15 protein-coding genes are annotated in these 17,150 nt (G+C 66.1%); 13 read left to right on the top strand and 2 right to left on the bottom strand.

The window, feature by feature from the left end:
- Positions 1-136: 136 nt before the first annotated feature.
- Positions 137-997: a pyridoxal kinase PdxY gene (gene pdxY / locus OEJ37_RS32295; RefSeq protein ID WP_152855319.1), complete on the bottom strand. Its 861-nt coding sequence runs from the start codon at positions 995-997 to the stop codon at positions 137-139.
- Positions 998-1,170: 173 nt separating this feature from the next.
- Between pdxY and OEJ37_RS32300 the strand changes: the two genes are divergently transcribed.
- Positions 1,171-2,232, top strand: a complete 1,062-nt coding sequence (locus OEJ37_RS32300) for an alpha/beta fold hydrolase (protein WP_263349043.1) — start codon at positions 1,171-1,173, stop codon at positions 2,230-2,232.
- A gap of 25 nt (positions 2,233-2,257) precedes the next feature.
- Here OEJ37_RS32300 and OEJ37_RS32305 read toward each other — a convergent pair whose 3' ends face one another.
- Positions 2,258-3,256, bottom strand: a complete 999-nt coding sequence (locus OEJ37_RS32305; RefSeq protein WP_263349045.1) for an LLM class flavin-dependent oxidoreductase — start codon at positions 3,254-3,256, stop codon at positions 2,258-2,260.
- Positions 3,257-3,895: 639 nt separating this feature from the next.
- On the opposite strand from OEJ37_RS32305, the gene hpnI reads away from it, so the two are divergent.
- The 12 genes from hpnI to astA all read left to right on the top strand — a co-directional run bounded on the left by hpnI (position 3,896) and on the right by astA (position 17,144).
- Positions 3,896-5,071 carry a bacteriohopanetetrol glucosamine biosynthesis glycosyltransferase HpnI gene (gene hpnI, locus OEJ37_RS32310; protein WP_131948552.1) on the top strand — a complete coding sequence of 392 codons (1,176 nt, stop codon included), beginning with the start codon at positions 3,896-3,898 and terminating at the stop codon, positions 5,069-5,071.
- A 138-nt stretch (positions 5,072-5,209) separates the two neighbouring features.
- Entirely contained in the window at positions 5,210-6,652 is a 1,443-nt protein-coding gene (gene hpnJ, locus OEJ37_RS32315) for a hopanoid biosynthesis associated radical SAM protein HpnJ (RefSeq protein ID WP_310136899.1), read from the top strand.
- Between the two features lie 3 nt (positions 6,653-6,655).
- Positions 6,656-7,540, top strand: coding sequence for a hopanoid biosynthesis-associated protein HpnK (hpnK, locus tag OEJ37_RS32320; RefSeq protein WP_263349052.1), 885 nt, complete (start codon positions 6,656-6,658; stop codon positions 7,538-7,540).
- The gene (locus OEJ37_RS32325) at positions 7,537-8,592 is read left to right on the top strand and encodes an HpnL family protein (protein ID WP_174422200.1); all 1,056 of its coding nucleotides are present in this window, start codon (positions 7,537-7,539) and stop codon (positions 8,590-8,592) included. Before hpnK ends, OEJ37_RS32325 begins: the two co-directional genes overlap by 4 nt.
- 87 nt (positions 8,593-8,679) lie before the next feature.
- Positions 8,680-9,237 carry a hypothetical protein gene (locus OEJ37_RS32330; protein WP_129514101.1) on the top strand — a complete coding sequence of 186 codons (558 nt, stop codon included), beginning with the start codon at positions 8,680-8,682 and terminating at the stop codon, positions 9,235-9,237.
- A 269-nt stretch (positions 9,238-9,506) separates the two neighbouring features.
- Entirely contained in the window at positions 9,507-10,196 is a 690-nt protein-coding gene (locus OEJ37_RS32335; protein ID WP_174422199.1) for an ABC transporter permease, read from the top strand.
- The gene (locus OEJ37_RS32340) at positions 10,193-10,906 is read left to right on the top strand and encodes an ABC transporter permease (protein WP_065500422.1); all 714 of its coding nucleotides are present in this window, start codon (positions 10,193-10,195) and stop codon (positions 10,904-10,906) included. The genes OEJ37_RS32335 and OEJ37_RS32340 overlap by 4 nt, the downstream gene beginning before the upstream one ends.
- A 21-nt stretch (positions 10,907-10,927) precedes the next feature.
- The gene (locus OEJ37_RS32345) at positions 10,928-11,722 is read left to right on the top strand and encodes an ABC transporter ATP-binding protein (protein WP_096472842.1); all 795 of its coding nucleotides are present in this window, start codon (positions 10,928-10,930) and stop codon (positions 11,720-11,722) included.
- Positions 11,723-11,744: 22 nt separating this feature from the next.
- On the top strand, positions 11,745-12,782 hold the full coding sequence (locus OEJ37_RS32350) for a GlxA family transcriptional regulator (protein ID WP_174422198.1): 1,038 nt from the start codon (positions 11,745-11,747) through the stop codon (positions 12,780-12,782).
- A 1,018-nt stretch (positions 12,783-13,800) separates the two neighbouring features.
- Complete coding sequence (locus OEJ37_RS32355) at positions 13,801-15,033, top strand: aspartate aminotransferase family protein (protein WP_174421324.1); 1,233 nt, start codon at positions 13,801-13,803, stop codon at positions 15,031-15,033.
- 30 nt (positions 15,034-15,063) lie between these two features.
- Positions 15,064-16,116, top strand: a complete 1,053-nt coding sequence (gene aruF, locus OEJ37_RS32360; RefSeq protein ID WP_174421323.1) for an arginine/ornithine succinyltransferase subunit alpha — start codon at positions 15,064-15,066, stop codon at positions 16,114-16,116.
- Complete coding sequence (astA, locus tag OEJ37_RS32365; RefSeq protein WP_174421322.1) at positions 16,113-17,144, top strand: arginine N-succinyltransferase; 1,032 nt, start codon at positions 16,113-16,115, stop codon at positions 17,142-17,144. Before aruF ends, astA begins: the two co-directional genes overlap by 4 nt.
- The last annotated feature ends 6 nt before the right edge of the window (positions 17,145-17,150 follow it).

The raw sequence follows: 17,150 nt of genomic DNA on the forward strand, positions 1-17,150 counted from the left end.
GGAAAGCGGGAAAGCGGGAAAGCGGGAAAGCGGGAAAGCGGGAAAGCGGGAAAGCAGGAAAGCGGGAAAGCAGGAAAGCAGGAAAGCAGGGCGGCGCGCGATGTGCGCCGGCAAAGCGGAGGTCGGTGCGGGCGCGTCAGGCGTCCGTCACCCACGCGCCGAACCATTCGCTCGGGCGTGCGATCTCGTCCTGCGCGGCGACGAGTTCGAGTTCGTAGCGGCGCGCATCGTAGGTGGCCTTCACGACCGCGTGCACGGCTGCGAGCGTGTGCTCGAACGCGGCGCGCACGGAGTCGCCGCGCAGCCGGCGCGCAACGAAGATCGCGCTGGTGAGGTCGCCGACGCCGACCGGATGGCGCGGAAATGCGTACAGCGGACGCTGGCCGATCCATGCTTCGGTTTCGGTGACCGCGAGCATGTTGAAGCGGTCGGCCGGACTGTTGCGGTCGTGCAGGTGCTTGACGAGGATGATCTGCGGGCCGCGGCGGATCAGCGCGCGGCACGCGTCGACGGCTTCGGCGACGGTTTCGATGCGCCGCCCGACGAGCTTCTGCAGTTCGGTGTGGTTCGGCGACATGCCGTCCGCGAGCGCGGGGACTTCCTGGACCATGAATTCCTCGACGCCGGGCTCGGGCCGGATGCCGCCCGTCTGCCCCATCGCCGGATCGCAGAAGTACCACGCGTCTGGATTCATCGCCTTCACCGTGCGGACGATCTCGACTGCCGCGCGCGCCTGCGGCGGCGAACCGAGGAAGCCGGACAGCACGGCGTCGCAGCGCTTGAGCGCGCCGATCGCGGCGATCCCGTCGACGAGTTGCTCCATCTTCGCGGCATCGATCGCGCTGCCGGCCCAGTGGCCGTACTGCATGTGATTCGACAGCTGGACGGTATTGAGCGGCCAGACGTTGACGCCGAGGCGCTGCATCGGGAACACGGCCGCACTGTTGCCGGCATGGCCATAGATGACATGCGACTGAATGCTGAGGACGTTTTTCATGGGAACCCGCCTGCAGGCGTTTCAGGGTCACGTCACACGATACCCGAGTTCGTCGCGCGCGCGGAAGTCGCGCGGCCACCGAGTGTTGCGCGCCGTCGTCAGCCGACCGCGTAGAATCGCGGGGCGCGGCGCCGTCCGGCTGTCCGCGTGCGTTTCCAATCACCGTGACCGCCATGCTTTCGATTTGCAAGATGTTGTTCGTCGCGCGCGCCGTCCTGTTCGGTGCGGGCGTTGCCTTCGCGTGTGCGACCTCCGCCGCCGAAGCCGCCCCGGTGCCCGCCGGCAACGACGGGCCGGCGTATGGTCCGCGCCTGGAAGGCTTCCCGTACCCGGAACCCCTGCACCGCTACGCGTTCGTGTCGCAGCGTGAAACCCTCGAGATGATTTACATGGACGTGCAGCCGGCGCACCCGAACGGCCGCACCGTCGTGCTGCTGCACGGCAAGAACTTCTGCGCGGGGACCTGGGAAGACACGATCGGCGTGCTGAGCCGCGCCGGCTATCGCGTGATTGCGCCGGACCAGATCGGCTTCTGCAAATCGTCGAAACCGGATCGCTACCAGTACAGCTTCCAGCAGCTCGCGCGCAACACGCACGCGCTGCTGGAATCGATCGGCGTGAAATCGGCGACGGTCGTCGGCCACTCGACGGGCGGGATGCTCGCGATGCGCTATGCGCTGATGTATCCGAAGGCGACCGACCAGCTCGTGCTCGTGAACCCGATCGGGCTGGAGGACTGGAAGGCGCTCGGCGTGCCGCCGCTGTCGGTCGACTACTGGTATGCGCGCGAGCTGAAGACGACGGCCGAAGGCATCCGCCGCTACGAACAGTCGACGTACTACGCGGGCAAGTGGTCGCCGTCGTACGAGCGCTGGGTGCAGATGCTCGCCGGGATGTATCGCGGCGCCGGTCGCGACGCGGTCGCGTGGAACTCCGCGCTGATCTACGACATGATCCTCACCCAGCCGGTGGTCTACGAGCTCGGTGCGATCCGCGTGCCGACGCTGCTCATGATCGGCGACAAGGACACGACCGCGATCGGCAAGGACGTCGCGCCGCCCGACGTGCACGCGAAGCTCGGCCGCTATCCGGAACTCGCGAAGCGCACTCAGGCGGCGATCCCCGGCGCGCAGCTCGTCGAATTCCCGGCGCTCGGTCACGCACCGCAGATCCAGGACCCGGACGCATTCCACAAGGCGCTGCTCGACGCTCTGGAGGCCGCGCACCCGCAGTGATGCGGGGCGGGCCGCGCCCGCGCCGTCAGCGCGCCTCGCTCGCGAGCTCGTCGCGGATCCGTGCGGCCAGCTCGAACGAGCGCAGCCGCGCGGCGTGATCGTAGATCTGCGCGGTGACGATCAGTTCGTCTGCCCCCGTCTGCGCGATGCGGTCGCGCAGCTTGTCGCGCACGGTGTCGCGTGAGCCGACCGCCGCGAACGACAGCGAATGCGCGACGTTCGCGAGTTCGAGCTCGTTCGCTTCGAGCGCGTCGACGGGCGGCGGCAGCTTGCCCGGCGTGCCGCGCCGCAGGTTGATGAACTGCTGCTGCAGCGACGTGAACAGGCGCCGCGCTTCGTCGTCGGTATCGGCCGCGAACACGTTGACGCCGACCATCGCGTGCGGTTTCGGCCATGCGGCCGACGGCCGGTACTGTGCGCGGTAGATCTCGAGCGCGCGCATCAGGTAGTCCGGCGCGAAGTGCGACGCGAACGCGAACGGCAGCCCGAGCATCGCGGCGAGCTGCGCACTGAACAGGCTCGAACCGAGCAGCCATACGGGCACGTCGAGCCCCGCGCCGGGCACGGCGCGCACGCGCTGGCCGGGCACCGGCTCCGCGAAGTAGCGCAGCAGCTCGGCGACGTCGTCCGGAAACGAGTCGGCGCTGCCGATCAGGTCGCGGCGCAGCGCGCGCGACGTGGTCTGGTCGGTGCCGGGCGCGCGGCCGAGGCCGAGGTCGATGCGACCCGGATACAGCGACGCAAGCGTGCCGAACTGCTCGGCGATCACGAGCGGCGCGTGGTTCGGCAGCATGATGCCGCCCGACCCGACGCGGATCGTTTTCGTGGCGCCCGCGACATGGCCGATCACGACGGCGGTCGCCGCGCTCGCGATGCCGGGCATGTTGTGATGCTCGGCGAGCCAGTAGCGTTGATAGCCCCAGCGTTCCGCATGCTGCGCGAGATCGACGGTGTTGCGGAAAGCCTGCGAGGCGTCGGCGCCGGCCGGAATGGGGGCGAGATCAAGTACGGAAAACGGAGTCATCGGGCGGCCTTCGAAAGGGGAGCGTGGTGATGCGCTTACGCAACAAATGCCAAGGATTTTGCCAAAGGGTTCCGGAACGTGCTGGAGGCGCACCGATACCCATGCGCGTTACAGGGATGCAGGGTCGAATTCGATGATTGTTGCAAAAATCAATCCAATCATTGGTTAATTACCAATCTTTACGGCGATTGGATGTGAATCCGCATCGACCTACGAATTTGCACGAAATGTTTGATTTTCAAGGCTGCAATATGCCTGCAAAGTGCTTACGCTAACGTAAACGCGATTGCGCCCGAATGGTTCCCCGGCTGCACAGCTTTGCTGAAATTGCACCAGTCCGTTTCTCGTAGTGCCGAGCGCGGGGTGCCGCGGGCTGATAAAATCCGGCGCCTGCCCATGTTGTGCCGATGGTCGCCATTCGAGTCTTCCCGCATCCCCGTTCGGGCGTCGCGCGGAGATGCACCACGCGAAGCCGGGCATGGCCGTACCCGGAGAATGGGTCGAGCCTCCCCCATACACAGACGCTGCTGGAACAAGGAGTCGGGTCGTGCCCGCATTCGTCGCTGTCGGAATACCGCATCACGCTCAATCACGCGCAAGCGTTCGCCGTGGCGTTCAGGTCGCCGGGAGGCGTCGCGCATGACGCCAACCGCAACGCTGCTCGACTGGCTCCTGATCGCGTTCACGCTGGCCGCGGCCGGCTATGCGCTCGTCGCCGCGTTCGCGCCGCAGCCGCGTACGCCGCGCACCGCCGCGCGCGACGGCTACGAGCCGGTCAGCGTGCTCAAGCCGCTGTGCGGCGCGGAGCCGCACCTGTACGAAAACCTCGCGACTTTCTGCGAGCAGCGCCATCCGCGCCATGAAGTGCTGTTCGGCGTAGCGTCGGCGGCCGATCCGGCCATTGCGGTCGTCGAGCGGCTGCGCGCCGACTATCCCGAGTGCGACATCACGCTGGTGGTCGACTCGCGCGTGCACGGCAAGAACCTGAAGGTCAGCAACCTGATCAATCTCGCCGAGCGCGCGAAGTACGGCCGTATCGTGATCGCGGACAGCGACATCGCGGTGAAGCCCGATTATCTGGAGCGCGTGACGGCGCCGCTCGCGGACGTGTCGGTCGGCGTCGTCACGTGCTTGTATCATGCGCGCAGCGTCGGCGGGTTCTGGACGCGGATCGGCGCGCAGTTCGTCGACGCATGGTTCGCGCCGTCGGTGCGGATCACGCACCTCGGCCGCTCGAGCCGTTTCGGCTTCGGCGCGACGCTCGCGCTGACGCGCGACACGCTCGACCGGATCGGCGGCTTTCTCGCGCTGAAGGACGAGCTGGCCGACGATTTCTGGCTTGCCGAGCTGCCGCGCCGCCTCGGGCGGCGCACGGTGCTGTCGGAGGTCGAGGTCGCGACCGACGTGATCGAGCCGTCGTTCGGGCCGCTGTGGCACCGCGAGACGCGCTGGCTGCGTACGATCCGGTCGCTGAACCCGGCCGGCTTCGCGTTCCTGTTCATCACGTTTACCGCGCCGTGGCTCGCGATTGGCGCGGCGCTCGCGCTGCGTCTCGACGGAACCTTCGCCGGCACGCTGGCGGGCGGGGCGGCCGCCGTCGGCGCATTCGGGCGGCTCGTGCTGCATGCGCGCGGCGAGGACGGCTGGCGCGCGTTCTGGCGCGACCTGCCGCTCGTCGCGGTGCGCGACACGCTGCTCGCGCTCGAGTGGCTCGCGGCGGTGTTCGGCACGCACGTCGTGTGGCGCGGCGCAAGGATGACGGTCGTCGGCGGCGAACGCGCGACAGCGGCCGTGGAAGGGGTAGACGGCCGCTAGGGTCGCCCCGGACGAACCCGGCCCGAGGGCCGAGACGCGCTGTGCGGCGATGCCGCGCGGCGCGACATGACAGAGAGAGGCGGGCGCCGGCAGGGCGGCCCGCGGTTTTTTGACTGAATCGTTGAATCGAAACGAACTATGCAGGCTACCGGAGCATTCATGAAAACGCTGTTCTTGCAGGCCCCTTCGTATGACGGCTTCGACGGCGGAGCCGGCTCGCGCTATCAGGCGAAGCGCGAAATCCGTTCCTTCTGGTATCCGACGTGGCTCGCGCAGCCAGCCGCGCTCGTGCCGGGCAGCCGCGTCGTCGATGCGCCGGCCGACGGCCTGTCGGTCGAGGAGACGCTGAAGATCGCGAACGACTACGACCTCGTGATCATCCACACGAGCACGCCGTCGTTCCCGACCGACGCGATGTTCGCGCAGGATCTCAAGAAGATGAAGCCGTCGATGCTGGTCGGCATGGTGGGCGCGAAGGTGATGGTCGATCCGCACAACTCGCTCACGGCAAGCGAGGCAATCGACTTCGTGTGCCGCGAGGAATTCGACTACACCTGCAAGGAAATCGCCGAAGGCAAGCCGTTCCCCGAGATCAAGGGCTTGAGCTGGCGCGCGAAGGACGGCTCGATCGAGCACAACGAAGCGCGTCCGATCCTCGAGAACATGGACGAACTGCCGTTCGTCGCGCCCGTCTACAAGCGCGACCTGAAGATCGACAACTACTTCATCGGCTACCTGAACTACCCGTACGTGTCGATCTACACGGGCCGCGGCTGCAAGTCGCGCTGCACGTTCTGCCTGTGGCCGCAGACGGTCAGCGGCCATCGCTACCGCACGCGCTCGGTCGAGAACGTGCTCGCGGAAGCGAAGTGGATCCGCGACAACATGCCGGAAGTGAAGGAACTGATGTTCGACGACGACACCTTCACCGACGACCTGCCGCGCGCCGAAGCCATCGCCATCGGTCTGGGCAAGCTCGGCATGACGTGGTCGTGCAATGCGAAGGCGAACGTGCCGTACAAGACGCTCAAGGTCATGAAGGAAAACGGCCTGCGCCTGCTGCTGGTCGGCTTCGAATCCGGCGACGACCAGATCCTCGTGAACATCAAGAAGGGCGTGCGCACCGATTTCGCGCGCCGCTTCAGCGCGGACTGCAAGAAGCTCGGCATCAAGATCCACGGCACCTTCATTCTCGGCCTGCCGGGCGAGACGCAGGAAACCATCAAGAAGACGATCGAGTACGCGAAGGAAATCAATCCGCACACGATCCAGGTCTCGCTCGCCGCGCCGTACCCGGGCACGACGCTCTACAAGCAGGCCGTGGAAAACGGCTGGATGGAAGAGAACAAGACCATCAACCTGGTGAGCAAGGAAGGCGTGCAGCTCGCGGCGATCGGCTATGCGCACCTGTCGCGCGATGAGATCTATCATCACCTTGAGCAGTTCTATCGCGAGTTCTACTTCCGTCCGTCGAAGATCTGGGAGATCGTCCGCGAGATGCTGACCAGCTGGGACATGATGAAGCGCCGCCTGCGCGAGGGCGTCGAGTTCTTCCGCTTCCTGCGCGCGCACGAGGCCTGATTCGTGACGACGCAGCGGGCGGCGCGGGCGCTGATCTTCACCGCGGACGACTTCGGGCTGCACCCGCGCGTCAACGCGGCGGTCGAGCGTGCGCACCGCGACGGCGTGCTGAACGCCGCGAGCCTGATGGTCGGCGCGAGCGCCGCGCAGGATGCGATCGAACGCGCGCGGCGGCTGCCGTCGCTCGCGGTCGGCCTGCATCTCGTCCTCGCGGATGGGCCGGCCACGCTGCCCGCGCATGACATTCCCGCGCTCGTCGGCGCCGACGGGCGGTTCGGCGACGCGATGGCGAAGGACGGCTGTCGCTTCTTCTTCCTGCCGCACGTGCGTGCGCAACTGCGCCGCGAGATCCGCGCGCAGTTCGACGCGTTCGCGGCGAGCGGCCTGCCGCTCGACCACGTGAACGCGCACAAGCATTTCCATCTGCATCCAACCGTGCTGTCGATGATCATCGAGATCGGCCGCGACTACGGGCTGCGCGCGGTGCGGCTGCCGTACGAGACGAGCGCGCCCGCGCTGCTCAAGCCGTGGATCGCGCTCGTGCGCGCACGGCTCGACCGCGCGGGGCTTGCGCACAACGACTACGTGGTCGGAATCGAGCATACGGGCGCGATGGACGAGGCCGTGCTGCTCGACGCGCTCGCCACGCTGCCGCCGGGCGTCGGCGAGATCTACTGCCATCCGGCCGAGGCCGGCGACGGCCCGGTCACGCCGACGATGGCCGGATATCGTCCGGTGGACGAACTCGATGCGCTGCTGTCGCCGCGTGTCGCCGCCGCGCTGAAGGCGGCGGGCGTCGCGACCGGCGGCTTTGCCGACGTGTTCGGCCAGCGCGCGGCCCGGCGCGGTGCGCACACGCCGCGCGCACCGGGAGCGCAGCCGTCATGACCAAGTGGATCAAGTGGCTCGGCTGGCCGATCGGCATCGGCATCCTGCTCGCGCTGGGGCTGCACGAAGGTGTCGGCGACGTGTCGCAGATGCTCGCTCGCGCCGGTTACGCGCTGCTGTGGCTCGTGCCGTTCCATGCGCTGCCGCTGCTGCTCGATGCGTACGCATGGCACCTGCTGCTCGACCGGCGCAGCTCGCTGCCGTTCCTGTGGTGGATCGCGACCGTGCGCGAAGCCGTGAACCGGCTGCTGCCCGTGGTCGGGATCGGCGGCGAGCTGGTCGGCATCCGGCTCGCGCGCTGGCAGGTGCCCGACGCGAGCCGAGTGACGGCGTCGGTGATCGTCGAGGTGCTCGTGACGATCGTCGTCCAGTATGCGTTCGCGGCGCTCGGCCTCGTGCTGCTGCTTTCGACGACGGACAACATGGGCGGCGGCACGATCGGCCTCGCGCTGCTGCTGACGCTGCCGTTGCCCGTGCTCGGCGTCGTGCTGATGCGGCGCGGCGGCATCTTCCACGCGATCGAGCGTTTCGCGGGCCGCCTGCTCGGCGATTCGCACCGGCTGCTGCAGGGTGTCGACGGCCGCCGGCTCGACGCCGACATCGACGGGCTGATGTCGCGCACGGGCCTGCTGTTCAGCGCATTCTTCTGGCAACTGGCCGGCTACGTGCTCGGCGCGCTCGAAATCTACTGGGCGCTCGCGCTGCTCGGCCATCCGGTGTCGATCGGCGGTGCGATCGCGATCGAGGCGATGACGCAGGCCGTGCGGCATGCGGCGTTCATGGTGCCGGGCGGCCTCGGCGTGCAGGAGGCGACCGTCGTGCTGCTCGCGCAGATGTTCGGTGTCGACCGCGAGACCGCGCTGTCGCTCGCCCTGGTCAAGCGCGGCCGCGAGGTGCTGTTCGGCTGCCTCGCGCTCGGTTCGTGGCAACTCGCCGAACTCGTGCGCACGCGCCGCCGCATCGGCGCGCCGCCGGCCGTGCCGCGCGCGCCCCATCCGGCGAGCCGCGCGCCCGAATCCGAAACCGAAATCGAAACCGAAACGACGCATTGAACACGAGACGGGCCGCGCGCCCGTCTCGCGCTTTCGGCGTCGTGCGGGTATGCTTGCCGCGTGTTTTCTCGACGCGTATTTCTTCCGATGATTTTCCGTTTCCGGCTGCTTCCCTTGACGATGCTGGCCGCCGCGCTGGCGCTGACCGGCTGCGACGACAAGCAAGGTAACCTCGACGTGCAACGTATCAGGGACTTCTTCAACGCGATCAAGCCCGCGCCGCTGCTGTTGAAGGGGTTGAAGGTCGGCGAATCGACCGAGGCCGACGTGCGCGGCACGATGGGCAAGCCCGAGACCGAGCGCGAGTTCACCGACGGCTCGAAGCGTCTCGAGTATCCGCGCGGCCCGATGGGCAACCAGACGTGGTTCGTCGATCTCGATGCGAACGGCCGCTACACGGGCGCGACGCAGGTGCTGACCGCCGAGAATTTCGCGAAGGTGCGCCCCGGGATGAACGAGGACGAGGTGCGGCGCCTGCTCGGCAAGCCCGGCGACATCGCGCAGTATCCGCTGAAGCCCGAGACGGTCTGGAGCTGGCGCTGGCTCGAGGACGGCGTCAACACCGATGCGTTCTTCAATGTCCATTTCGGCCCGGACGGGCTTGTCTATACGACTTCGCGCTCCGATATCCTGAAGGGGCGGTGAGCCGGCCCGCGTTCGGCGCTATATCGAAAAAGCGACCGGAAAATTGCAAAAAGTCCGCTTCCCTGCGTGTCATCCGACTGTCAGGAAGCGGCTTTTTTCCTTTTGAAACAGCGGCGTAGGCCGGGTCGCAAACGGTGGGGCGGGTTGCTGCGATGCAGCAATCGCATGCAAGGTGATTTGAGACAATCAATTTCGCTTGCGACTATCCGCGTCAGCCCGGCGCGGGACAGGCATTCGCGTCGGCATCCATTCCAACTCTGGAGACGCGCGTGTTCCTTTACGGCTTTGGTCCTGTCCTATGGGCCGGCACCGTGCAGACCATCGAGCTGTCGGTGCTGTCGCTCGCCACTGCGGTGGCGCTGGGGCTGATCGGCGCGGTGGCGAAGCTGTCGCACAACCGGGTGCTGCGAGCGATCGCGACCGGTTATACGACGCTGATCCGCTCGGTGCCCGATCTTGTGCTGATGCTGCTGCTGTTCTACAGCATCCAGATCTGGCTGAACCAGTTCACCGACCTCGTCGGCTGGAACCAGATCGACATCGATCCGTTCTTGGCCGGCGTGCTGACGCTCGGCTTCATCTACGGCGCGTACTTCACCGAGACGTTTCGCGGTGCGTTCCTGTCGGTGCCGCGCGGCCAGCTCGAAGCCGGTGCCGCGTACGGGATGAGCGGCGCGCGCGTGTTCGCGCGGATCATGTTTCCGCAGATGATGCGCTTCGCGCTGCCCGGGATCGGGAACAACTGGCAGGTGCTCGTGAAGGCGACCGCGCTGGTGTCGATCATCGGTCTCGCGGACGTCGTGAAGGCCGCGCAGGACGCCGGCAAGAGCACGTTCAACATGTTCTTCTTCATCCTCGTCGCGGCGCTGATCTACCTCGCGATCACGACCGTTTCCAACCTCGTGCTGATCCAGCTCGAGAAGCGTTATTCCATGGGCGTGCGGCACGCAGAACTATGATCGAGATCCTCCAGGAATTCGGCAAGGCGTTCCTTTTCTGGGACGGCCAGCGCCTCTCCGGCCTTGCGGTGACGCTGTGGCTGCTCGTCGCGTCGATTTCGCTCGGCTTCGTGTGCGCGGTGCCGCTCGCGGTCGCGCGCGTGTCGAAGAAGAAGTGGGTGTCGATGCCCGTGCGGTTCTACACGTATGTGTTCCGCGGCACGCCGCTCTACGTGCAGTTGCTGCTGATGTACACGGGCATGTACAGCCTCGAGTTCGTGCGTTCGCATTCGCTGCTCGACGCGTTCTTCCGCAGCGGCTTCAACTGCGCGATTCTCGCGTTCGCGCTGAACACCTGCGCGTATACGACCGAGATCTTCGCGGGGGCGATCCGTGCGATTCCGCACGGCGAGGTCGAGGCTGCGCGGGCGTATGGGATGACGCCGTTCACGATGTACCGCCGCGTGATCCTGCCGTCGGCGCTGCGTCGCGCGCTGCCGCTGTACAGCAACGAGGTGATCCTGATGCTGCACGCGACGACCGTCGCGTTCACGGCGACCGTGCCCGACATCCTGAAGGTCGCGCGCGATGCGAATTCCGCGACCTACATGGCGTTCCAGTCGTTCGGAATCGCCGCGCTGATCTATCTTGCGGTATCGTTCGCACTCGTCGCGGCGTTTCGCCGCGCCGAGCGCCACTGGCTTGCGTATCTCGCGGCCGCCCGTCATTGAATTCACTTCGAGGAGAGCCAGTTGGCCGAGATCACTCAAACGAGCGCTGCCACCAAGCTTGCGGCGCTCGACATCCACAAGCGCTATGGCGACAACGAGGTGCTCAAGGGCGTGTCGCTGAACGCGAAGGCCGGTGACGTCATCAGCATCATCGGCGCGAGCGGCTCGGGCAAGAGCACGTTCCTGCGCTGCATCAATTTCCTCGAACGGCCGAATGCGGGGCAGATCGTCGTAGACGGCGAGACCGTCCGCACGAAGACCGACCGCGCCGGTGCACTCGAAGTCGCCGATCACAAGCAGCTTCAGCGTATCCGCACGAAGCTCGCGATGGTGTTCCAGCACTTCAATCTGTGGGCGCACATGAACGTGCTCGAGAACGTGATGGAAGCGCCCGTGCACGTGCTAGGCATTTCGAAGAAGGAAGCCGAGGAACGTGCGCGCGAATACCTGGAGAAGGTCGGCCTCGCGCCGCGCGTCGAGAAGCAGTATCCGTCGCACCTGTCGGGCGGCCAGCAGCAGCGCGTCGCGATTGCGCGCGCGCTTGCCATGCATCCGGACGTGATGTTGTTCGACGAGCCGACCTCGGCGCTCGACCCGGAGCTGGTGGGCGAAGTGCTGAAGGTGATGCAGAAGCTTGCCGAGGAAGGCCGCACGATGATCGTCGTCACGCACGAGATGGGTTTCGCGCGCAACGTATCGAACCACGTGATGTTCCTGCATCAGGGGCGGACCGAGGAAGAGGGCGATCCGAAGGAGGTGCTGGTGCGCCCGCAGAGCGAGCGGCTCAAGCAGTTCCTGTCGGGCAGTCTCAAGTAACGCGACAGGGCGGGTTTCATACGTGGTACCGGTGTCTCGTCCCGCAGGCGCCACCCGCACGACGCAGGTGGCGATCGTTGCATTGCCGCCCGTGTCGATGTCGGGCGTGGGCCCGATCGTCGATGCGCTGAATCTTGCGAACGAGATCGACGGCCGGCTGCTGTATCGCTGGCAGGTATGTTCGTGGGACGGGCGGCCCGTGCCGCTCGCGGGCGGTGCGCAATGGCATGCCGATGCGGCGTTCAACGATGCGATCGCGTGCGACTGGCTGATCGTCGTGACCGAGCGGTTTCAGCAGTTTGCCGACTATCGGCTGTTTCTCGCGAGTCTCGCGCGCGTCGGGCAGCGTACGCCGCTCGTTACCGGCATTCATCACGGCGTGTGGTGGCTGGCGATGGCCGGGCAGCTTTCCGGTTATCGCGTGAGCGTGAACTGGGAGACGTATCAGCAGTTTGCCGAGCAGTTCGAGCGGTCGATCGTCACGCAGCAGATCTTCGAGATCGATCGGGACCGCGCGACGTGCGCGGGCGGGCAGGCCACCGTGGATTTCATGCTGGCCATGATTGGCCGGGAACATGGGCCCGATCTCGGCGAGCGGATTGCCGATGCGCTTGGTGCAGGGACGTTGAGGAGTGGCGAGGAACGCCAGCGGATTCCTTTTGTTACCGCGCCAGGCGAGCGGCATCCGCGGTTGAATGATGCTTTGCAGTTGATGGAAGCCAATGTCGAGGATCCTTTGACTACCGATGAGATCGCCGAGCTCGTCGGTGTGTCGAGGCGGCAGCTCGAGCGGCTCTTTCGGCAGTATCTCGGCGCGATGCCCTCGAAGTATTACCTCAATTTGCGGCTGCTCAAGGCAAGGACGCAGTTGCAGCGCACGAGCAAATCGGTCGTGCAGGTCAGTCTCGCCTGTGGGTTTTCTTCTGCTGCGCATTTTTCCAATGCTTATCGGGAGCGGTTCGGCGTGACGCCACGCGAGGACCGGCGAGCGTGGCTCGAGAAGCAGACCGGGAGTGAGCCTCGCGGGGGGGCGTTGGTCGAGCGAGGGGGGAAGGATTGATTCGTGGTTTGCTTGCCGTTTGGCGTGAAGCACCTGTGATGTTATCGGTCTATTAGCGTCGCCCCTGCGCGGGGCGGCGGTTACTTTTCTTTGTCTTGCCAAAGAAAAGTAACCAAAAGAAAGGCGCTGGGAGAACGCATGACTTCCCGGTGCCGTGGCCATCAGAGTGGCCCTCGCCTAAGTGTCCGCGCCAGTCAGGAGACCGGAGTGGTTCGAGCAATGGTTCCGACACCACTCACCACCCAACAGAGCGGTATACCGCCCGCCAGCTCCATCCTCGCTTCGCTCGGCTGCAAGGTGCTTCAAGTCGCTTGGCTGGCGCTCGATGTACTTTCACCCGCAACGCATCGCCGGGTCGGGCATTCTCACTATTCACATCTTCGTGCGACCAGGCCGGTTGCCAGCTACGAGCGCTGGCTCCACTGCCCTATGCGGGCGCGAGTTTCGGTGTTCGTTGAGTGCGTCCCTCATTTTCTGCAACGAGAGGTGCGGGCCGCGTGCGTATCGGGTTTGGGGTGGTATTCCGATTGTGCTGCTTGAGGGATGTGTACCTGTCGGCCGAGCGAAGCGAGGGCGGAGCTAGCGGATGGTATACCGCTCTGTTGGGTGGTGAGTGGCGTCAGAACCATTGCTCGAACCACTCCGGTCTCCTGACTGGCGCGGACACTTAGGCGAGGGCCACTCTGATGGCCACGGCACCGGGAAGTCATGCGTTCTCCCAGCGCCTTTCTTTTGGTTACTTTTCTTTGGCAAGACAAAGAAAAGTAACCGCCGCCCCGCGCAGGGGCGACGCTAATAGACCGACACGATCACAGGTGCTTCACGCCAAACCGCAGACCGCCCCTCAAAAAAACCCAAAAAAACCAGACACCAAATCACGAAGCCCCCCGCCCGGAGGGCAAAATAAAGCGAACTATCCGCTTCCGATAGAACCCGTCGCAATTCCGCAAGACGCTTGCGTCACCCTTACCTAAACTTGATCCTGTTGAACCCTCTTACGAAACCGAAAGGAACGACCATGACGACCTCGACCGTGAACCGCCAGACATTCGACGAAGTGATGGTGCCGGTATTTTCCCCCGCCCCGTTCGTGCCGGATCGCGCAGAGGGCTCCCGCGTGTGGGACACGGCCGGCCGCGAGTACGTGGATTTCGCATGCGGCATCGCTGTGACGTCGCTCGGCCACGGCCACCCGGAACTGCTGAAGGTCCTGGACGAACAGGGCCGCAAGCTCTGGCACATCGGCAACGGCTACACGAACGAGCCGGTGCTGCGCCTCGCGAAGCGACTCGAATCGCTGACCTTCGCCGATCGCGCATTCTTCGCGAACTCGGGCGCGGAAGCGAACGAAGCCGCACTGAAGCTCGCACGCCGCGTCGCGTTCGATCGCCACGGCGCCGACAAATTCGAAATCATCTCGTTCGTGCAGTCGTTCCACGGCCGCACGTTCTTCACGGTCAGCGTCGGCGGCCAGCCGAAGTACTCGGAAGGCTTCGGCCCCGTGCCGGCCGGCATCAAGCACCTGCCGTACAACGACATCGAAGCCGCGAAGGCGGCGATCGGCCCGCAAACCTGCGCGGTGATCGTCGAGCCCGTGCAGGGCGAAGGCGGCGTGATCCCGGCCGATCCGGCCTTCCTGAAGGCACTGCGCGAAGCCTGTGACGCCAACAACGCACTGCTGATTTTCGACGAAGTGCAAACGGGGGTCGGTCGCACCGGCCAGTTCTATGCATACATGGACACGGGCGTCACGCCGGACATCCTGACGACCGCGAAGGCGCTCGGCAACGGCTTCCCGATCGGCGCGATGCTGACGACGAACGAACTGGCCGCGCACTTCAAGGTCGGCGTGCACGGCACAACGTACGGCGGCAACCCGCTCGCATCGGCGATTGCCGACAAGGTCGTCGAACTGATCGGCGACCCGGCACTGCTCGAAGGCGTGCGCGAACGCAGCGTGCGCCTGAAGGGCGCGCTCGAACGCATCAACGCGCGCTTCGGCATCTTCAAGGACATCCGCGGCAAGGGCCTGCTCGTCGGCGCGGAACTCACCGCCGCGTTCGACGGCCGCGCGAAGGACTTCGTCAACGCGGCAGCCGAGAACGGCCTGATCATGCTGATCGCCGGCCCGAACGTGCTGCGTTTCGTCCCGTCGCTGGTGATCCCGTTCGACCTGCTCGACGAAGGCGTCAAGCGCTTCGAGAAGGCGGTCGAGCAAGTGCTCGCCGCACAGGAAGCCACCGCGCGCTGATCGGCGCACCCATCGCAGACAGGAACGACGATGCTATTTGTTCGCCCCGGCAAACTCACGGATCTCGATGCGCTCGCGCACATGGCGCGCACCGCGCAGCCGGTCCTGCACTCGCTGCCGCACGACCGCGCGGCGCTGGAAGCGCGCGTGGCGCTCTCCGAGGATTCGTTTCGCGCGGACGTCGACTTCGCCGGCGAGGAGTTCTACCTCTTCGTGCTCGAGGATTCGTCGACGGGCAAGCTGCTCGGCACGGCGAGCATCGTGGCCGCGGCCGGCTACTCGGAGCCGTTCTACGCGTTCCGCAACGACGCACTGATCCACGCGTCGCGCGAGCTGCACGTGAACCGCAAGATCCACGCGCTCACGATGTCGCACGAGCTGACCGGCAAGAGCCGGCTCGCCGGCTTCTACGTCGATCCGTCGCTACGCGGCGATGCGGCCGCGCACCTGATCTCGCGCGCCCGGATGATGTACATCGCCGCGAACCGCCGCCGCTTCACACCCGAAGTGTTCACGCTGCTGCTCGGCGTGAGCGACGGCAACGGTGCGTCGCCGTTCTGGGAAGCGGTGGGCCGCAAGTTCTTCGGCCGCGACTTCACCGACGTCGACATCGCGTCGGGCGGCCGCAGCCGAACGTTCATCGCGGAAGTGATGCCGGCCTATCCGATCTACGTGCCGCTGCTGCCGGAAGCCGCGCAGCGCGTGCTCGGCGAGCCGAACGAGACGGCGCTGCTCGCGTACGACATCCATCTCGAGGAAGGCTTCGAACCCGACCGCTTCGTCGACATCTTCGACGCGGGCCCGGTGCTGACCGCGCAGGTCGATCGCACCGCATGCGTGAAGCACGGCACGGAGCGCGTCGTGCGCGAGGCCGCGCACCAGCAGGGCGACGTCGCGTACATGGTGTCGACGGGCAGCGGCGAATCGTTCCGCTGCGTGCTGACCGACCTGCCGGGCGATACCGGTGACGCGCCGCTGGCCGGCGACGTGCGCGCGGCGCTCGGTGTGAAGGATGGCGATGTCGTGCGCTGCGTGCCGCTGCACCGCCGCGACGATGAAGATTTGAAGGGAGACGCAGCATGATCGTTGTTCGGGTCGTACAAACGGGCGACGTCGATGCGCTCGTGTCGCTCGCGAAGGAAACCGGGCCGGGCCTGACCACGTTCAAGCCCGACCGCGACGCGCTCGCCGCGCGCATCGAGCGCACGCGCCGCACGCTGGCGGGCGAGGCCGCGCCCGGCGAGGCCGGCTACTTCTTCGTGATGGAAGACTCGAAGACGGGTGACATCGCAGGCGTGTGCGGGATCGAATCGCAGGTCGGCCTCGAGCAGCCGTTCTACAACTATCGCGTGAGCACGGTCGTGCACGCGAGCCAGGAGCTCGGCGTGTGGACGCGGATGTCCGCGCTGAACATCTCGCACGACCTGACGGGTTATGCGGAAGTGTGTTCGCTGTTCCTGAGCCCGCGCTATCGCACGGGCGGCGTCGGCGGCCTGCTGTCGCGCTCGCGCTTCATGTTCATCGCGCAGTTCCGCGAGCGTTTCCCGGAACGCATCTGCGCGGAACTACGCGGCCACTTCGACGAAGACGGCACGTCGCCGTTCTGGCGCGCAGTCGGTTCGCACTTCTACCAGATCGATTTCAACGCGGCCGACTACCTGAGCTCGCATGGGCGCAAGTCGTTCCTCGCGGAACTGATGCCGCGCTATCCGGTGTATGTCGACCTGCTGCCGCAGGACGCGCAGGATGCGGTCGGCCTCACGCACCGCGACACGCTGCCGGCCCGCAAGATGCTCGAGGCGGAAGGTCTGCGCTACCAGAATCACGTCGACATCTTCGACGCGGGCCCCGTGCTCGAATGCCACGTGAACGACCTGCGCACGGTGCGCGAGAGCGTCGTCGTGCCGGTCGCGATCGGCGTGCCCGGCGTGCGCGACGACGCACCCAGGTCGCTCGTATCGAATACGTCGCTCACCGATTTCCGCGTCGGCGTCGCGCCGGGCGTGGTCGAGAACGGCGCGTTCGTGCTGTCGGCCGACGATGCCGTCGCGCTCGACGTGAAGGCCGGCGATCCGGTCCGCGTGCTGCCGCTCAAAGTCAAACAGGGATAAACGAAT

The organism is Burkholderia sp. BKH01 (assembly GCF_025685725.1).
Lineage (GTDB): Bacteria > Pseudomonadota > Gammaproteobacteria > Burkholderiales > Burkholderiaceae > Burkholderia > Burkholderia pyrrocinia_C.

What these genes read in the sequence shown, in the direction of transcription:
- pdxY (WP_152855319.1), bottom strand. Translation starts at nt 997, where the DNA reads ATGAAAAACGTCCTCAGCATTCAGTCGCATGTCATCTATGGCCATGCC.
- OEJ37_RS32300 (WP_263349043.1), top strand. Translation starts at nt 1,171, where the DNA reads ATGCTTTCGATTTGCAAGATGTTGTTCGTCGCGCGCGCCGTCCTGTTC.
- OEJ37_RS32305 (WP_263349045.1), bottom strand. Translation starts at nt 3,256, where the DNA reads ATGACTCCGTTTTCCGTACTTGATCTCGCCCCCATTCCGGCCGGCGCC.
- hpnI (WP_131948552.1), top strand. Translation starts at nt 3,896, where the DNA reads ATGACGCCAACCGCAACGCTGCTCGACTGGCTCCTGATCGCGTTCACG.
- hpnJ (WP_310136899.1), top strand. Translation starts at nt 5,210, where the DNA reads ATGCAGGCTACCGGAGCATTCATGAAAACGCTGTTCTTGCAGGCCCCT.
- OEJ37_RS32325 (WP_174422200.1), top strand. Translation starts at nt 7,537, where the DNA reads ATGACCAAGTGGATCAAGTGGCTCGGCTGGCCGATCGGCATCGGCATC.
- OEJ37_RS32330 (WP_129514101.1), top strand. Translation starts at nt 8,680, where the DNA reads ATGATTTTCCGTTTCCGGCTGCTTCCCTTGACGATGCTGGCCGCCGCG.
- OEJ37_RS32340 (WP_065500422.1), top strand. Translation starts at nt 10,193, where the DNA reads ATGATCGAGATCCTCCAGGAATTCGGCAAGGCGTTCCTTTTCTGGGAC.
- OEJ37_RS32355 (WP_174421324.1), top strand. Translation starts at nt 13,801, where the DNA reads ATGACGACCTCGACCGTGAACCGCCAGACATTCGACGAAGTGATGGTG.
- aruF (WP_174421323.1), top strand. Translation starts at nt 15,064, where the DNA reads ATGCTATTTGTTCGCCCCGGCAAACTCACGGATCTCGATGCGCTCGCG.
- astA (WP_174421322.1), top strand. Translation starts at nt 16,113, where the DNA reads ATGATCGTTGTTCGGGTCGTACAAACGGGCGACGTCGATGCGCTCGTG.